The sequence below is a fragment of the Thiobacillus thioparus DSM 505 genome (genome assembly GCF_000373385.1).
Taxonomy (GTDB): Bacteria; Pseudomonadota; Gammaproteobacteria; order Burkholderiales; family Thiobacillaceae; genus Thiobacillus; species Thiobacillus thioparus.
In genome coordinates this window covers 258,234-274,416 of the sequence record NZ_KB891317.1, presented here as the reverse complement: position 1 = coordinate 274,416, position 16,183 = coordinate 258,234, and the positions used below count along the sequence as shown (strand labels likewise).

The window sequence follows — 16,183 nt, the reverse complement described above, 5'->3', positions numbered from 1 at the left end:
TGAGAATGCAGGCCACCATGAAAGCCCCCGCCGACCTTCTTCTCCTGCCGCAATGGGTGGTACCCGTCGAATCGGGGGGGCCACTATCCGACCATGCCGTCGTCGTGCAGGACGGCTGCATCCTCGACGTGCTGCCCGCCGATGCCGCACAGGCCCGCTACGACGCCGTGCAGACGCTCCCCCTGCCAGGACAGGCGCTGATCCCGGGTTTGGTCAATCTGCACGGCCACGCCGCGATGTCGCTGTTTCGCGGCTTCGCCGACGACCTGCCGCTGATGGCTTGGCTCAACGACCGCATCTGGCCGGCCGAGAAGAAGCACGTGTCCGAGGCCTTCGTGCGCGACGGCACCCTGCTCGCCGTCGCCGAAATGCTGGCGGGCGGCATCACTACCTGCAACGACATGTATTTCTTCCCCAAGGCCGCAGGCGAAGCCTTCCTGCAGGCGGGGATGCGCGCCACCCTGGGCATGATCGTGCTGGAATTTCCCAGCGCCTACGCTTCGGACGCCGACGACTACCTGGCCAAGGGACTGGCCCTGCGCGACGAACTGAAGGACGAACCGCTGCTCGCCTTCGCCTTCGCCCCGCACGCGCCCTACACCGTCTCGGACGCCACCTTCGGGCGCATCAACACCCTGGCCGAGCAACTCGGCCTGCCCATCCACACCCACATCCACGAAACCGACGACGAAATCCGGGACAGCCTGAAGCAATACGGCGTGCGGCCGCTGGAACGGTTGGCGCGCCTGGGGCTGCTGGGGCCGAATTTCATCGGCGTCCATGCCGTGCATGTGAACGAGGCCGAAATCGGACTCTTGGCGCAGCACGGCTGCCACCTGGCCCACTGCCCGACGTCGAACCTGAAACTGGCCTCCGGCATTGCGCCGGTGGCCGATCTGCTGCATGCAGGCGTCAACGTCGGCCTCGGCACCGACGGTGCCGCCAGCAACAATCGCCTCGACCTGTTCGGCGAAATGCGCCTGGCCGCCCTGCTGGCCAAGGGCGCCAGCGGCGACCCCGCCATCCTGCCCGCCGCGGCTACCCTGCGTGCCGCCACGCTGGACGCTGCCCGCGCGCTCAACCTCGACAGCCAGATCGGCAGCATCGTCCCCGGCAAGCGTGCCGACCTGGTCGCGGTCGACTTGCACGCCCTGTCCGGCCAGCCGGTGTTTGACCCCGTCTCGCACCTGGTTTACGTTGCGGGACGCGAGCACGTCACCCATGTGTGGGTCGACGGCAAGCTGAAACTGAATGACCGCCGTCTGGTCAATCTCGATATCGACGACCTGACCGCCCGCGCCGCCTACTGGCGCACCAAACTCGCCCCACAAGGATAGCCATGAGCAACGTCGACGCTGCCGAAATCGCCAAATTTTCCGAACTCGCCCACCGCTGGTGGGACCCAAACTCCGAATTCAAGCCGCTGCACGAAATCAACCCGCTACGCCTGAAGTGGATCGACAAGCAGGCACCCTTGGCCGGCAAGACCGTGCTCGACGTCGGCTGCGGCGGCGGCATCCTGGCCGAAGCCATGGCCGCCGCCGGCGCCACGGTGAGCGGCATCGACCTCTCCGAGAAAGCGCTCAAGGTCGCCAAACTGCACCTCTACGAATCGGGCCATAGCGTCGACTACCAGCTGGTATCCGCCGAAGACTACGCCGCGCAGCACGCCGGCGAATTCGACGTCGTCACCTGCATGGAAATGCTCGAACACGTGCCCGACCCGGCTTCCATCGTCGCCGCCTGCGCCAGGCTGGTGAAACCAGGCGGCTGGGTGTTCTTCTCCACGCTGAACCGCAACGCCAAGAGCTATCTCTTCGCCATCGTCGGCGCCGAATACGTCCTCAAGCTGCTGCCGCGCGGCACCCACGACTACGCCAAGTTCATCCAGCCCGCCGAGCTCGCCCGCATGACGCGCGAAGCCGGGCTCGACACCCAGGAACTGATCGGCATGACGTACAACCCGCTGACCAAGATTTACAAGCTGGAAGCCGACACCGACGTCAACTACCTGATGGCGACGCGCCGGGGGGAGTAAAGCTGTGAAGCTCGAGAACATCCGCGCCGTCCTGTTCGACCTCGACGGCACCCTGGTCGACACCGCGCCCGACCTCGGCCACGCGCTCAACCTGCAGCGCACGCGCCACGGCCTGCCGCCGCTGGCCGACGAGATCATCCGCCCGCAGGCCTCGCACGGCGCACGCGGCCTGCTCGGCCTCGGCTTCGACCTGCATCCCGACGACCCGCACTTTGCGTCCATGCGCGAGGAATTCCTGCAGCTGTACGCCGACAACATCTGCCGCCACTCGCGGCCCTTCCCCGGCATCCTCGAATTGCTCGAAGCGCTGGAGCAGCGCGGCCTCGCCTGGGGCGTGGTCACCAACAAACCGGCGCGCTTCACCGAGCCGCTGATGTCCATCCTCGACCTGGCCGAGCGCGCCGCCTGCATCGTCTCCGGCGACACCTGCCCGCAGCCCAAGCCGCACCCCGCCCCCATGCTCGCGGCCGCCGAACTCTGCAATGCCCTGCCGGCACAATGCCTGTACCTGGGCGACGCCCAGCGCGACATCCAGGCCGCCACGGCCGCCGCCATGCCGGCGCTGGTCGCCGCCTGGGGCTATCTCGATGCCGCCGACCAGCCGCACACCTGGGGCGCCCACGCGGAGATCCATCGCCCGCTCGACACCCTCGACTACCTGGCGCCCTGAACCATGGACTACACCCTCCTCAAGCACATCCACCTCACCACCATCGCCATCACGCTGACGCTGTTCCTCCTGCGCGGCGTCTGGATGATGGCCGACTCCCCCCGGCTGCAGGCACGCTGGGTGCGCATCGTCCCGCATGTCAACGACACCCTGCTGCTGATCAGCGGCTTCGGCCTCGCCATCATGCTGGGCCAGTATCCGCTGGTGGACGGCTGGCTCACCGCCAAGCTTTTCGCGCTGATCTTGTACATCGTGCTCGGCACCATCGCCCTCAAGCGCGGCAGGACCAAGCGCACGCGCATCGCCGCCTGGATCGCCGCCCTGCTCGTGCTCGGCTACATCGTCGCGGTTGCGGTCACGCACAACCCCTTGCCTTTCCTGTAATTGAATTCCCCTTGATTGCGTTCGGGCTGAACCCTTCGACAAGCCAGCCCGAACGGGAGTTGAGACTTGCCACGATTTATCCCCCGCGCGGGAACTTTCCCGCCACCCCGCCCTCTATGCGGTACACTTGTTGCAGCAACACACATGGGGCCGACCTGGCTTCGACGTGGGTCGCAAAGCAGCGTAGGGCATACCGAGGGTCAGAGCACCTCGTAAATCCAACTGAAAAACTTTAGTCGCAAACGACGAAAACTACGCCCTGGCCGCTTAAGGTCCAGGACTCACACTAGCCTGTTCATGGGCTAGGCCGGGTCAAACCGGCAGTGAGTTAATTCACATGAAATCGTGCTTGTCCGGGTCGCTTGGGCAGGTGCAAAATCCAAGGCGACTCGGCGAAATCCAGCCTGTTCGGCGGGCGTGATGGAGCTTAAAGCTTAAAAACACCGGACTAAGTATGTAGAACTGCCTGTAGAGGGCTTGCGGACGCGGGTTCGATTCCCGCCGGCTCCACCAGAATTCGATCCCTGGTGGTCCAAAGAAGGCCATGATTCTTGTTAAACACAAGGATTGTGGCCTTTTTATTTGCCTGTGACGTCCAGTAAGCCTGGTGAAATCCGACGAGAACTGACGGTACTACCGGATTCATCTGATGCAGTGATGGCCGCACAGGCAGTTACGCGGTCGCCACGGGCGAAATCTTAAATTGCCGTAATTCAAATCAGGTTTAGTCAAAGTCCAGGCCGGAATTTATGCCTGCAATGAAACGCCGACCCTTATGATGGGAACCCCACTGTCGCCTATTCGGCCAGAGGCAACACCGGCCTTACGATTGCCTGCGGCCACTGTGCTCTCAAGACCCGTACTTGGAGGCGTGCTATCCGAGGGTACTGCGATGGACGATGCGTTCTTCCATGCCGTCTACCTCGCCAACAACGAGTTAGCATTTCCTTCCTGATTCCCGATGCCCCATGAGTCAACGAAAAGCCACACGGGGAATGCTGGAAAACCTGATGCCTTACGGACAGCGCCTCCCGCGTGTTCGCCTTGACGCGCAAGCGAACCATCGAATCCGGAAGGTCTGTTGATGTAACACATGGCCGCGACCGGTCAGGTTCGCGTGGCCGTCGGATTTACGGCTTCTTGGGCGTGGTGTATTTGACCACTTTATGGAACGGCTCCCAGATGGTGTCATATCCGACGTAACCCTTCTCGTTCGGCGCTTTTTGCCGGGTTGTCAGAAAGCGGGATCTGCCTTCCGGAACCGGGCGCTTGGTTTTGGTGGGCTCGCTCATGTTTTACCTCGTCTCATTGGGATATGGGGGTTTGGAAACCCAATATCAGGCAGTTTGCACACCCTTCAAACGGGAACGGCGCGACAGTTGTTCAGGTCAGGGACCGGCTCCACCTTGCCGCCGTACCGGATTTCCTCGCCGGTGGCATCACGGACCAGCAGGATCTCGAGCTTGAAAATCACTTCCCGGCCGCACAGCGGATTGTTGCCGTCGATCGTCACGGTTCTGGAGTCCACACGTGTCACGAGAAAGCTCTTGGTTTGACCGTTGTCGTTTTCCATGAGGATGGCCGTGCCGACGTCACGGTAGGCCTCGGGCACGTTCGCGATGGCTTCGACGATCACGAGGGCTTCGTCCCGCGGGCCGTAGATGTCGTTGCAGTCGATGTGCACCTCGATGATGTCGCCCTCGGATTTTCCTTCGAGCGCGTCCATGACCCGGGGCGACAGGATCTCGTTAACGCCATGGACATAGCCCAGCGGAAACTCGACCATCGTCAGCACCTGGCCTGTTTTCCGGTCGATGACTTTGTAGGTCAGCTCGACATATTTGTTGGCTTCGATGACGGCTTTCATGACTATCCCGATTTTCAGAAAATGGAGGCGGCAAAGATGCGCACCTCGCCCTGTTCGTAGCCCAGCACCAGCCGCCCGAGCCATTCGCCTTCCTTCTTCGTGCTGCGCACCCGGTACAGCACGGTGACATGTTGGCCGCGCCGGATGATGCCCAGGTAATCCCAGTCCGGGCGCAGGCTTCGGGTCAGCTCGCTGTTGGCGAACTGTTTGCCGAGTTCGACTTCGTTGAGGCCGAGCAGCAGGTCGTAGGAGAACTTGCGGATGAATTTGCCGTAGAGCCCCTGGTTGGAATATTTGATGAGGTCGCGCCACATGGGGTGGGCGATCTCCAGGATCGCTTCGTCCGTGTGCTCGATGATGTTCATCGCGGTCTTGGGTGGGGCCTGAACGACAGAAGTGGTCATGGGCAATTCCTGTGGCAATTTCTGTTGGGGTCACGAAAAAAAACTGCGCAAGCAACGTGCGGGGCTTCCGGGTGGCCGGCAGCGGCCCTCGGGCGCGCCGGGGTTGCGGCTTACTCCTCCTTGCCGACGAGGTGGTAGCACGGAGCCTTTTCCATGGTGTATTCGCCGGTCTCGGGATCGCGACGCGATACGGTGAGGACGTGCCAGTTGGCGTCGTCGAGCTTCATCGCGTCTCCGCGGTAGTAGTACCCCGGCCAGCGGGTTTCCTTGCGGAACAGGGTGTGCTGCATGACCGCTTCGGACGTGAGGTGGCGATGCTTCAGCTCCCACGCGCGCAGCAGTTCGTGGATGTCCTCGGCGGCGATCTTGTCGAGGTCTTCTTCCATGATCTTGAGTTTCTTCAGGCCGATCTGCAGCAGCTTGTCGTTGGTCATGTAGTTGACCGTCGCCCCTGCGCAGTACTCGTCCATCAGCTTCTGCAGCCGGTCCAGCCCCTGTCTGGGGTTGATGTAGTGCGGGTTGACGCTGCCCGCGGTGATTTCGTTGCGGTAGACCCGGTAATGCTCCAGCGGCTTGAAGATTTCTTCGGCGCGGCGCTGGATCTGCGCCTCGGAAACCTCGATGCCTTCGGCCTTGCCGTCGTCGATGTACTTGCACGCCGCCTTGGCGGCCAGCCGGCCTTCGGTGAACGAGCCCGAGGAGAACGCGTGCGGCGTGCCGCCGACGGCATCGCCGGCGCCGAACAGGCCTTCGACCGTGGTCATGCGGTTGTAGCCCCAGAAGTATTCCGGAGGAGAAACGTCCTCCGGGCCTGAACACCAGGCGCCGCAGCCGGTCGCGTGCGAGCCCATGACATAGGGCTCGGAAGTGGTCAGCTCCGGATTCTCGTACTTCGGATTGACGTCGGTCGCCGCCCACAACACGGCCTGGCCCACGGTCATGCCGAGGAAGTTGTGCCAGCCGATCTCCTCGAGGTGCGGATCCTGGAAGGCCTCCATCGTCACCATGTGGATGGGCCCGCGGCCGGCGTTCACCTCGGAGATGAATGCGTGGTTGCGCAGACAGGTCGGAATGGGTTTGTGGGACAGGTGCTGGCCTTCCGTATCCAGATATTCCTTGCCGACCATTTCGGTGAGCGCCGGGAACCACTTCGACTCGTACTCTTCCCCGTTGCAGTTCTGAGTGTAGGTCTTGAGGTGCAGGAAGTAGGCCCCCACCGGGCCGTAGCCGTCCTTGAATCGCGCGAGCACGATGCGGTTTTCCATCTGGGTCATTTTCGCGCCCGCCTGGATCATCAGGCCGTAGGCCGAGCCCGACGACCACGGCGCATACCAGACGCGGCCCGCGCCCTCGCCGACCGAGCGCGGCTTGAAGATGTTGGAGGCGCCGCCCGCGCCGACGATCACCGTCTTCGACTTGAAGACATGGTAATCGCCGGTACGGACGTTGAAGCCGACCGCGCCGGCCACGCGATTCTCCTTGGCGTCGTCCATGAGCAGATGGGTGATGCAGACCCGGTTGAAGACCTTGTCGGCGGATTTCTTGGCGGCCTCGGCGACGATGGGCTTGTAGGATTCGCCGTGGATCATGATCTGCCAGCGTCCCTCGCGCTGATAGTGGCCGGTCTTGGGGTCGCGCATGATCGGCAGGCCCCACTCCTCGAACTGGTGGACGGCGGAATCGACGTGACGCGCCATGTCGAACAGCAGGTCTTCGCGCACCATCCCCATCAGGTCCATGCGCGCGTAACGGACGTGATCTTCAGGCTTGTTCTCGCCCCAGCGCGTACCCATGTAACAGTTGATCGCGTAGAGGCCCTGGGCCACTGCACCCGAACGGTCCATGTTGGCCTTTTCGGCGATGACGATCTTCTTGTCCTGCCCCCAGTAGCGCGCTTCCCACGCAGCGCCCGTGCCGCCCAGGCCCGCGCCCACGACGAGGACGTCGATGTTGTCTTCGACCACCGTGTTGTAAGCCATCAGTAGTACACCCCTTCCTTCATGACGAGACCGTTCGATTCCAGCGTGTGCAGATCGCCTTCGTCCATGCGGATGTATTTGGGCTCGTTGAACAGCAACTGGCTGTCACGCATCGCCTGGCTCGGCGCGGGCACGGCGGAAAGTTGCGGGATGTGTTTGCCCCAGGGCTTCGTCGTGATCGGCGCCAGCAGCTCCATGTCCTTTTCGCCGTTGCGGAACTTGATGCGCCAGGCAATGACGCCTTTTTCCTCGTCGCGGCGGACGCGCACCGAATGGCCCAGCGGGGCGAAGTCGGCGTAGCCGCGCACATCGATCGCGTCCTGCGGGCAGGCCTTGACGCACGAGTAGCACTCCCAGCACATGTTCGGTTCGATGTTGTAGGCGCGCCGTGTGACCTTGTCGATGTGCATGATGTCCGACGGACAGATGTCGACGCAGTATCCGCAACCATCGCAACGCGTCATGTACACAAAGGTAGGCATGGGGTTCCTCTCGATCCTGCCGGGTTGACCGGGCTATCAGAAATGGTTGGGCGCTTCACGCTTGATGCCCAGTCCCATGTTGGGCGGATTGGCGCCCATGTAGGCCGGGATATCCGGAAACCTCGCCTGCACTTCGGGATCCGCTACGTCGTAGATCGCGGGCATGTTTTCTCTCGAACCATCCGCCTTGATGACGCGTTTCTGGAAAGCGGCCGCAGGCTTGAAGAACATGTGCGCGAACTTGGACCAGTACACCGAGCCGAAGAGCAGGGTGCTGAAGGCGACGAACAATACGAAGAACAGCCTGTTCAACGCGCCGGCGCCCATGGAGAAAGACCAGAGCAGCGCAAAGCTGGCCATGCCAAGCAGGCCGACAATGAAAAGGTCGCCGCGCCCGTTCAGCCGATACCACTTGACGCCCTCGGAGGCGACGTCGACGCGGATGCTGAACCAGAACCAGTACCCCCCCAGGCACAGCATGGCCGCACCCAGGTGCCACAGCAGCGGCACGACGGTCGGCGCCGGATAGTCCGGGGTCGGATAGGCAAAGATCAGGATCGCCGTGGTGACCACAAAAATGATGAAGCCGTACATGGTGAAGAGGTGCGAAATGCGGCGTTTGGGATTGTTGAATTCGCCCGAGGTCAGTACCTCCTTGGCGACGGTCTTCAAGGCCAGTGCGCCTTTTTCACCCGCGCTCAGCGTGCGCGTCGCGTTCTTTTTGGCCGCCCTGGCATTCTCGAAAAAGTACCGGGCGCTTTTCTTGTGCAGCATGTCGAGTACCGTCCCGACCACCACCAGAACAACCATCAGCACGACGTAGGTCTGCATGGCAGCCGGGGGGATGAAGGCGGCGAGTTCGGCGAAAGGGTTGCTAGCGATCATGGGTTCAGATCTCCTCAGGTCTCAAAAATACGAACACGAGCCCTTCGTATACGAAATAGCTAGGCGCCTACAGATGCATGCTGCAGAACACACTGCCTCGAGGCCCCAAATCGCTATTCGCTGTTGTCCGATGATTGGGTATCCCTCGGCCGGTCCACATAGCGCAAACCAGTTATGCACCATAGGGCTGGCAAATTTATTTGCAAGGGGAAATTTGTCGGCCGAGAACAAGGAGCGGCGAACGTCGGTGGTTCTCAATGCGGAGATTTTCTATTCGTCTCACCAAGCAAGCCACTTATTCGCGGCTTAACATCCCGTTGCCGGCGCCAGCCCGGATGGTGTCAGACGAAACTTACGACAGTATCGGCATGCTCCGACAGGCCTGTTATCCGTATCCGGCGGGCGAGAGGCGCCGGGGGCGTCGATCCCGACGTCGGCAACATCGCAAAATCCGCGACGATATGCTTGATTTTAAAGACAATCTGTCCGGCTAGCCGTGTTTGGCCCTCGGAGTTGGTTACCCGCTTGCCAAGCTAGCGAGTGCGAGTGGCTATTCAGACTGAGTTCGTTTCCAGCGTCAGCAAAGCGCGCGCCCCCTGCCGTTCAATCACCCTGAGGCCACAGACGTCTCTGCCCAAACAAGAGACAGCCAACAACCTCAAATCATGCATTCTCCTGAGGGTTACTGTAGCGGGACAAACTGCCTGCGGCCCAGCGCCCGCCATACTTCGCTCATGAAGCGGCGCTGGTTGAAATCCGACTTTTCCATGATCTGGGTGACGCGGCCGTTCAACGCGTGCTGATCTTCCGCCGTCAGCAGCTTGGCAGTGAGGACGAGGATGGGGATCTTGGCCGTTTCGGGCTGCACGGCGAGCGCCTCCACCACTTCGAAGCCGCTCACCTCCGGCATCATCAGGTCGAGGATGATCAGGCTGGGCAGATGGGTTTGCGCCATCGAAATGCCTTCCGCTCCGCCAGACGCCTGCAGCACCTTGAAGGGGAAGGATCTGAGGTAGGCCATGGCGAGCTCGACCGCATGCGGATCGTCGTCTACGACCAGGATGGTCTGCGGCTTGCCGGCTTCGTCGGTGCGCCCGAGCCCGAGCCGCTCCAGTGCGGCATCGAGGCCATCCTTCAACACGGGCTTTTGCAGCACCTCGGCGGCCCCCAGCGAGAAGCCCTTGCTGCAGTCGGCGACGATCGACATGATGACCACGGGGATCTGCGCGAACTGCGGGTTCTGCTTGATCTGGGCGAGGAGCTCCCAGCCGTCCATGTCGGGCAGCAGGATATCGAGGCTGATCAGGTCGGGCCACGGCGGCTCGTTCAGCATGGAGAGCGCGATCCGGGCCGAAGCCGCGCGCATGACTTCGCAGCCGTTGGCCTCCAGTTGCATGCGGATGAGATCGGCCGCCTGGTTGTTGTCCTCCACCACCAGCACCCGCGGTGCTTCCGCCACCACCGGCATGGCATCGGGCCGGACCAGGATGGCCTGCCTGTCTGATTCGCCGGGCGTGTCGCGGTAAGGCAGCCATACCGTAAAGCGGCTGCCGCGGCCGGGCAGGCTGGCCACCCGCACGGCGCCGCCATGCAGCTCCGCCAGCTTGCGTACCAGCGCCAGACCCAGGCCCGTTCCTTCGAAACGGCGGGACAGCGAGCTGTCGATCTGAACGAAAGGCTGAAACAGCCGCGCCATGTCGTCCGCCTCGATGCCGATGCCGCTGTCGGACACGTCGATCTGCAGGAAGGCATCGACGTTCTCGGGAAGCGGCGTGCGCACTTCGGGCAGATCGTCTGCCCGCTGCAACGCCGCCTCGCGCGTCACCACGCCGGCATGCAGCGTGACCGCGCCGCCTTCCGGCGTGAATTTGACCGCATTGGAAAGCAGGTTGTAGACGATCTGCTTGAGCTTGCGCGGATCCAGCCAGCACGGCCCCATCTCCTCGGGCACTTCCAGCTTCAGGCTGATCCGGTGCGCCAGCGATTTCTCCTTGACGATGGAGAGGCTGCCGCCCAACAAGGGGATGGGATCGGTTTTCTCCAGTTCCAGGTGCATCTTGCCCGCCTCGACCTTGGATAGATCGAGCACGTCGTTGATGAGCGCGAGCAGATGCTGGCCGCTGTCGAATATGTCGCACAGATACTCGTGCTGCTTGTCGTTCAGTTCGCCGACCAGGCCGTCGCGCAACACTTCCGAGAAGCCGATGATCGCGTTGAGCGGCGTGCGCAGCTCGTGACTCATGCTGGCCAGAAATTCGCTTTTGAAGCGGGTCGATTCCTCGGCGGCCTGGTGCATCTGGATGAGCAGGCTTTCCTTTTCCTTGGCTGCGCTGATATCGTCGATCATCCAGATCGCGCCGTCCGGATAAAGCTCGGGATCCAGCGGCTTGTGGACGACGTGCGCCCAGAACGGAACGGCCTGGCGCTTCAGCTGGATTTCGGTATCGAAGATCTCGCTTGGCGCACGTTCCTGCCCGGAGTCGCCCCATAGCGTCCCGCTTCCTGTCGGCTGCAGCAGCGAGCGGATCGGCGTGCCCACCAGCGCGTCAGGCGAAACCGTGCCGAACAGGTCGGCTGTCTTGGGATTGGCGCGCACGATGCGGTTGTGGGTGGAAAAAACGACGCCCACCTGGATGTTGTCGAGGATGGTTTCCAGTTCCAGGGTGCGTTCGCGAACGCGCTTCTCGAGCTCCGCGTAGACCTGTACGTTCTCCAGCGCGACCGCCGTCGTGTCCGCGAGCGCCTGCAGCACCTTCACCTGTTCCGGACTCGGCTGATGCCGCTCCGCCCAGTAGTTGCCGATGGCGCCCACCGGATCCAGGGTGCGGATCGGCACCATCGCCAGGCTTTTGACGAAGGTGGGGCGATAGGCATCGGCGGGAATGCGCGAATCGGCGTAGATGTCCTCGATCACTGCAGGCTGCCGATTCAACATGGCCCAGCCGCTGATGCAGACATCCATGGGAAAACGCTGCCCTTTCCACAGGGGGCTGATCGCATCCTCGTCGGCATAGAAGCATTTGTCGCCGTCGCGCAGCACGAAGGTTGCGCCGTCGGCGCCGGTGAGCGCACGCGCCGCATGTTTGACGATGTCCATCACCGTGGCCAGGTCGCGCGCCATCGACAGGCGTTGCACCACCTCGACCAGCTGTTCCATCGCATGGCCGTACCACAGGGCCCGCTCTCGGGCGTTTCCGGAGTCTGTCGATTCTGTCATGGCGAGGTTCGTGTCGGTGTGGTCGGGGAGGTGGGTGCGCGCGCCATCGCTCAGTCGGTGTGCGATTGGTAGATGTCGTTGAATACGTCGGCGCAGCGGGTAAACGCAGCCAGTACGGCAGGATCGAAATGGCTGGGGTGGGTCCGCTCGTCTCCCTCGACGATCAGGCTGAAGGCTTGCTCGTGGGTAAACGCGAGCTTGTAGGGACGTACGCTGCGGAGCGCGTCGTACACGTCGCAGATCGCCATGATCCGCGCTTCCAGCGGGATGGCTTCCCCCGCAAGCCGGCCGGGATAGCCGCTGCCATCCCATTTCTCATGGTGATTCTGGGCAATGGCCGCACCCATGCGGGTGTAGGGCGAAGTACTCCTCCCGCTGCCCAGGATCCTGGCGCCGAGTTCGGAATGGGACTTCATGCTCTCCCACTCCACCGAATCGAGGCGGCCCGGCTTGAGCAGGACCATATCCGGCACGCCGATTTTGCCGATGTCGTGCAGTGGGCTCGCATGATAGATCGTCTCGACGAAGTCCTGCGGCATCCCCAATTGTCCAGCCAGATGCTTGCAATAGTGGCTGATGCGGCGGATATGCGCACCAGTTTCCTCGTCGCGGAATTCCGCCGCGCGCAAAATGGTGTAGAGCGTGTCGAACTGGCTTTCGACGAGTTGCTCGGTGCGTTCCCTCACCTGGACTTCCAGCGTGTGGTTGTAGTTGGCGAGAAAATCGCTGTATTCCTTGAGCCGCAAGAGGTTCCGGACGCGTACCCACAATTCCGCGCGGTCCACCGGCTTGGTGAGGAATTCCTCGACGCCGCTCTGCAGGGCGGCCAGCCTCGATTCGCGTCCCGACAGGGAGGTCACCATGATGATGGGGATGGCCCGGGTGGCATCGGCGGCCTTGAGTTCCGCCGCGACCTGAAAGCCGTCCATGCCCGGCATCATGGCATCGAGCAGGATGAGGTCCGGTTTCTCCGTCGTCGCCCACTGGAGGGCGGCTTCGCCGGTCTGCACCTCGAACGTGCGATAGCCTTCGGCTTTCAGCAGCAGCGAGAGATGGGCCCGGTTCTTGGCATCGTCATCGACGATCAGGATGGTTTTTTGTATGACGGCGGCGTCCATGTGTGCCTATTCTCCCTGCAGGTCTATGGTCGCGTCGGCGGGCAGCGCGGCCGCGATCGTTTCGAGAAATCTTCGGTAATTGAAGGGCTTGGCGATATAGCCGTCGCAGCCCGCCGCCCGGATTTTGTCCTCGTCGCCTTTCATGGCAAAGGCAGTCAGCGCAAAAACCTTGCTATGCCGCAAGCCGGCATCTGCCTTGATCACTTGGGTGGCGGCGAGCCCGTCCATCCCGGGTAGCTGAATATCCATCAGGATGATGTCAGGCCGATGCATCCGCGCCAGCGCGATTCCGGCTTGCGCGTCGCTCGCCTGCAATGCCGTGTAGCCGGCGTTTTCCAACAGAAAGCTCGCCAGCTTCATGTTGTGGGGGTTGTCTTCAATGATCAGGACAGTTGCCACGGTACATTCCTTCAGCCTTCCGGTTCGGACTGTCCTCCGCTTTAAATTTTTTATTCTGATGTTCGTGTCGATGCGGCCGGCCAAGGCCAGCGCACACCTCGATTACAACCAGCATAGGCCATCTCATCGAGAATAACGGTCATGGTTCCGTCGCGCGACCCTGCCTCTTCACGTCATGTCTACCCCGATTGCGCGGTTTATTAAACAACAGGGTACCGCTGTCGGTCCAGCCGGCATGCGCACGTTACGCAACGCGCATCAAGCGGTCTTGCTTGGCGGCAGCAAGTTGTTCCTGGTTTCAGCCACGCTGGCTCTCGATCATTTCTGCGTGGCGTCTGTACCAGAGCAGCCTTCTCATAAAACAAGTTGGACATCGAATTCACGAAACGCCGGCGCCTGATCCACAGCACACCAGGCGGCTTACGGCCGCAGAGGACCACCTATCCAACACGACCAAAGCGCACGGCATGGAAAATGGCATTGGCACGACGCACACACTCATAACAAAAACAATGTGTTACAGAAAAACCTACCCATTTGGGGTAATCCCGAGAAAATCAGTCAGGTATTGTCTAGACTGGAAAAGGTCTTCCTTAATTCTCTGGAGACTGCCATGTCTACTCGCCCCCTCTATGACACTCCCATGCTCGACCAGCTTGAAAGCGGACCGTGGCCGAGCTTCGTGACTGGCCTGAAGCGACTGGCCAAGGACAACGGCATGATGGCCGACCTGATCGGTCAGCTGGAAACCTCCTACGAAACCCGCAAGGGCTTCTGGAAAGGCGGCACGGTCGGCGTGTTCGGCTATGGCGGCGGCATCATTCCGCGCTTCACCGAGCTGAAGGACAAATCCGGCAAGCCGCTCTTCCCCGAGGCCGCCGAATTCCACACGCTACGCGTGCAGCCGCCGGCCGGCATGCACTACACCTCCGACCTGCTGCGCAAGCTGTGCGACGTGTGGGTCGACAACGGCGGCTCGGGCCTGATCGCCTTCCATGGCCAATCAGGCGACATCATGTTCCAGGGCGTCAGCAGCGAGAACGTGCAGGCGGTGTTCAACGGCCTCAATGAGATCGGCTTCGACCTCGGCGGCGCCGGCCCGGCGCTGCGCACCTCGATGTCCTGCGTGGGTTCGGCACGCTGCGAAATGTCGTGTTTCGACGAGGCGCGCGCGTTACGCACCGTCATCAACAACAACCTGGACGACATGCACCGTCCGTCCCTGCCCTACAAGTTCAAATTCAAGTTCTCCGGCTGCCCGAACGATTGCGTCAACGCCATCCAGCGTTCCGACATGGCCACCATCGGCACCTGGCGCGACAACATCCGCGTCAACGAGGCACTGGTGCAGGACTATTACAAGGTGCACGGCATGCACGACCTCTACAACGACGTCGTCGGCCGCTGTCCGACCAAGGCCATCACCGTCGTACCCGAGGATCAGGTCAGGGTGGACGCGCACACTTCGGTTGCCAAGCTGGGCGACGGCAATGCGCTGTGCATCGACAACAAGAACTGCGTGCGCTGCATGCACTGCCTGAATGTCATTCCCGGCGGCCTGCTGCCCGGTAACGACAAAGGCGTGTCCATCCTGGTGGGCGGCAAGGGCGTGCTGAAGATCGGCGCCACCATGGGCAGCGTGATCATTCCGTTCATGAAGCTGGAAACCGACGAGGACTTCGAGAAGCTGAACGAACTGGCCCGCAACATCCTCGACTTCTTCGCGGAGAACGCGCTGGACCACGAGCGCACTGGCGAAATGATCGAGCGCATCGGACTCTCCAACTTCCTCGAAGGCATGGATATCCCGGTCGATCCCAACATGATCAAGGAGCCGCGTTCCAACCCTTACTTCCGTTCCGACGACTGGGACGAGCAGGTGGCCAAGTGGGTGGAATACAGGCAGCAAGCGGCCTGAGCGAGACAGGTATCGTCGGATGACGCCACCCGCGCCGGCGCGGGTGGCTGTCTGCTGGGCCAGGCGGGCCTCACAGCCCGACAACCTGGGCGTGCAGCCCTCGCTCCTGGAAGCGATGGAGCAGGCTGGACGCCCGGGTGGCGTCCGTATCGTAGACCACCATGATCATGTGCGTTTTTTCCGGGCGATGTCCCACCGATATCACGCCCGCATCATGGCGGATGCCCTCCTCGAGACGATGCAATGCCTCGTCGTCGAGCGTTTCGTTGATGTGTACAAGCACGTCATTCAGCCTTGCGTTCATCTTGCTCTCCTTATCGAAAACGGGAGAAAAACACGGCTACTTGCCGCGGACGAGCAGGACCGGCTTGCTCGCCACACGCACGATTCCCTCGGCGACGCTTCCCAGTAACAGATGGCTCAGACCGCGCCGGCCATGCGTCCCGACCACGATCAGATCGGCCGGCCAGGCGTCGGCTTCGCGCGCCAAGGCATCGGGGATGCGATCGCCCAGTCTGTCCAGTTCGATCAGCCGGGTATCGGCCTCGACGCCGGCCTCGGCTGCCGTGGAAGCTGCCTTGCCGAGCAGCGCTCGCCCGCTAGCGACCAGCACGTCCCAGAGTTCCGCCGTGTTCGGGAATTCAGACCAGTTGAGGTTCACTTCATCCACCACGTTGACAATGCGCAGGCGCGATCCTGCCGCCCTGGCGAATTGAATGGCCTCGTTCAGCGCCAGTTCGGATGTCTGGCTGCCATCGATCGCCACCAGAATGGACTTGTACATGATGCACCTCGCTTACGTGCGTACGTCCGGGAAAGCCG

16 protein-coding genes and 1 other RNA gene are annotated in these 16,183 nt (G+C 62.0%); 6 read left to right on the top strand and 11 right to left on the bottom strand.

Annotated features, from left to right (window positions below; genetic code table 11):
• Positions 1–17 precede the first annotated feature (17 nt).
• From B058_RS0107035 to ssrA, 5 genes are all read left to right on the top strand, one after another.
• Positions 18–1,337 carry a TRZ/ATZ family hydrolase gene (locus tag B058_RS0107035; protein ID WP_026240720.1) on the top strand — a complete coding sequence of 440 codons (1,320 nt, stop codon included), beginning with the start codon at positions 18–20 and terminating at the stop codon, positions 1,335–1,337.
• A gap of 2 nt (positions 1,338–1,339) precedes the next feature.
• Positions 1,340–2,038 (top strand): bifunctional 2-polyprenyl-6-hydroxyphenol methylase/3-demethylubiquinol 3-O-methyltransferase UbiG, encoded by a 699-nt coding sequence (gene ubiG, locus B058_RS0107030; protein ID WP_018507774.1) that lies wholly within the window; start codon positions 1,340–1,342, stop codon positions 2,036–2,038.
• 4 nt (positions 2,039–2,042) lie between these two features.
• On the top strand, positions 2,043–2,708 hold the full coding sequence (locus tag B058_RS0107025; protein WP_018507773.1) for an HAD-IA family hydrolase: 666 nt from the start codon (positions 2,043–2,045) through the stop codon (positions 2,706–2,708).
• A 3-nt stretch (positions 2,709–2,711) separates the two neighbouring features.
• Entirely contained in the window at positions 2,712–3,092 is a 381-nt protein-coding gene (locus B058_RS0107020) for a SirB2 family protein (protein ID WP_018507772.1), read from the top strand.
• A 146-nt stretch (positions 3,093–3,238) separates the two neighbouring features.
• Positions 3,239–3,605, top strand: a transfer-messenger RNA (tmRNA) gene (gene ssrA, locus B058_RS17515).
• A 617-nt stretch (positions 3,606–4,222) separates the two neighbouring features.
• Here ssrA and B058_RS18030 read toward each other — a convergent pair.
• From B058_RS18030 to B058_RS0106975, 9 genes are all read right to left on the bottom strand, one after another.
• Positions 4,223–4,384 (bottom strand): hypothetical protein, encoded by a 162-nt coding sequence (locus B058_RS18030; RefSeq protein WP_018507771.1) that lies wholly within the window; start codon positions 4,382–4,384, stop codon positions 4,223–4,225.
• Between the two features lie 65 nt (positions 4,385–4,449).
• Complete coding sequence (locus tag B058_RS0107010) at positions 4,450–4,959, bottom strand: FKBP-type peptidyl-prolyl cis-trans isomerase (RefSeq protein WP_018507770.1); 510 nt, start codon at positions 4,957–4,959, stop codon at positions 4,450–4,452.
• Positions 4,960–4,973: 14 nt separating this feature from the next.
• On the bottom strand, positions 4,974–5,363 hold the full coding sequence (locus B058_RS0107005) for a hypothetical protein (protein WP_018507769.1): 390 nt from the start codon (positions 5,361–5,363) through the stop codon (positions 4,974–4,976).
• Positions 5,364–5,473: 110 nt separating this feature from the next.
• Complete coding sequence (gene aprA, locus B058_RS0107000; RefSeq protein ID WP_018507768.1) at positions 5,474–7,342, bottom strand: adenylyl-sulfate reductase subunit alpha; 1,869 nt, start codon at positions 7,340–7,342, stop codon at positions 5,474–5,476.
• Entirely contained in the window at positions 7,342–7,824 is a 483-nt protein-coding gene (gene aprB / locus B058_RS0106995) for an adenylyl-sulfate reductase subunit beta (protein WP_018507767.1), read from the bottom strand. Before aprB ends, aprA begins: the two co-directional genes overlap by 1 nt.
• 36 nt (positions 7,825–7,860) lie before the next feature.
• The gene (locus B058_RS0106990; RefSeq protein ID WP_018507766.1) at positions 7,861–8,709 is read right to left on the bottom strand and encodes a hypothetical protein; all 849 of its coding nucleotides are present in this window, start codon (positions 8,707–8,709) and stop codon (positions 7,861–7,863) included.
• Between the two features lie 682 nt (positions 8,710–9,391).
• Positions 9,392–11,926, bottom strand: a complete 2,535-nt coding sequence (locus B058_RS18140; protein ID WP_081616748.1) for a response regulator — start codon at positions 11,924–11,926, stop codon at positions 9,392–9,394.
• Between the two features lie 50 nt (positions 11,927–11,976).
• On the bottom strand, positions 11,977–13,044 hold the full coding sequence (locus B058_RS0106980) for an HD domain-containing phosphohydrolase (protein WP_018507764.1): 1,068 nt from the start codon (positions 13,042–13,044) through the stop codon (positions 11,977–11,979).
• A 6-nt stretch (positions 13,045–13,050) separates the two neighbouring features.
• Positions 13,051–13,443 (bottom strand): response regulator, encoded by a 393-nt coding sequence (locus B058_RS0106975; protein WP_018507763.1) that lies wholly within the window; start codon positions 13,441–13,443, stop codon positions 13,051–13,053.
• 613 nt (positions 13,444–14,056) lie between these two features.
• Between B058_RS0106975 and dsrA the strand changes: the two genes are divergently transcribed.
• Entirely contained in the window at positions 14,057–15,361 is a 1,305-nt protein-coding gene (gene dsrA, locus B058_RS0106970; RefSeq protein WP_026240717.1) for a dissimilatory-type sulfite reductase subunit alpha, read from the top strand.
• Positions 15,362–15,431: 70 nt separating this feature from the next.
• Here the strand turns inward: dsrA and B058_RS0106965 are convergent, their stop codons facing one another.
• Entirely contained in the window at positions 15,432–15,665 is a 234-nt protein-coding gene (locus tag B058_RS0106965) for a hypothetical protein (RefSeq protein WP_018507761.1), read from the bottom strand.
• 36 nt (positions 15,666–15,701) lie between these two features.
• Positions 15,702–16,145, bottom strand: a complete 444-nt coding sequence (locus B058_RS0106960) for a universal stress protein (protein WP_018507760.1) — start codon at positions 16,143–16,145, stop codon at positions 15,702–15,704.
• Between the last annotated feature and the right edge of the window lie 38 nt (positions 16,146–16,183).